The organism is Rhizobium aethiopicum, assembly GCF_014197535.1.
GTDB classification, from domain to species: Bacteria; Pseudomonadota; Alphaproteobacteria; order Rhizobiales; family Rhizobiaceae; genus Rhizobium; species Rhizobium aethiopicum_A.
This window is the reverse complement of sequence record NZ_JACIFV010000062.1, coordinates 1-1,020: the sequence shown is the minus strand read 5'-3', so window position 1 is coordinate 1,020 and position 1,020 is coordinate 1. Positions and strand designations below refer to the sequence as shown.

Here is a 1,020-nt window from a genome sequence, read left to right as displayed (position 1 = left end):
CTGGTCAATACCAACGTTGGGAGCAAGGATGGCGACTTCAGCCTGGTGGAGACCATGAGCGTTCGGAGTCGTGATGTCCTGTTTGATCACCATGTCGCAGAGAGAATTGCATCGCCTCGAAGTCATTCAGAAGATCCGCGACCGGCGCCTGAGCGTCGTCCAGGCGGCTGAACTGCTCGATCTCAGCCGAAGTCAGGTTCACAGGCTGCTGCAGGCCTATGATCGTTTCGGTGAAGCCGGCCTGGTTTCGAAGAAGCGATCCCGACCGAGCAATCGGCGCCACAGCGAGGATTTTCGCAATGCGGCGCTGGATCTGATCCGCGAACGCTATCCGGATTTCGGGCCGACGCTGGCGCGCGAGAAGCTGATCGAACTGCATCAGATTTCGGTCGCCAAGGAGACGCTGCGCCAATGGATGACCGAGGCCGGCATCTGGATCTCGCGGCGCGAACGCAAGAAGCGGGTTTTCCAGCCGCGCGGCCGGCGGGATTGTCTCGGAGAGCTCGTCCAGATCGATGGCTCGCATCACTGGTGGTTCGAGAACCGCGGCCCCAAATGCGCCCTGCTCGTTTATATCGATGATGCCACCGGCAAGCTGCTGCATCTGCGGTTTGCCGGATCGGAGAACACATTCGACTACTTCCATGCGACGAAGGCCTATTTGCAGCAATGGGGCAAGCCTCTGGCGTTCTACAGCGACAAGCACGGCGTCTTTCGTTCGATCCATGCGTCGCAGACGGATCGGACGAGCGGCCTGACACAGTTCGGCCGGGCGCTTTATGAGCTCAACATCGACATCATCTGCGCCAACACCCCGCAGGCCAAAGGCCGGGTGGAACGCGCCAACCAGACGCTGCAGGATCGGCTGGTGAAGGAACTGCGATTGCGGAATATCAACACGATCGAAGCCGCAAACCTCTATGCACCGGCGTTTATCGAGGATTTCAATGTCCGTTTCGGCAAACAGCCACGCAATCCGAAGGACATGCATCGTCCGCTGGCCGATTATGAGAACCTTGA

General features: G+C 59.0%; 1 protein-coding gene. It reads left to right on the top strand.

Features of this window, described 5'->3' with window-relative positions; translation table 11 throughout:
- Nucleotides 1-73: 73 nt before the first annotated feature.
- Nucleotides 74-1,020 (top strand): ISNCY family transposase (locus GGD53_RS31425; protein ID WP_184460590.1); only part of this gene is annotated, 947 nt, incomplete at its 3' end.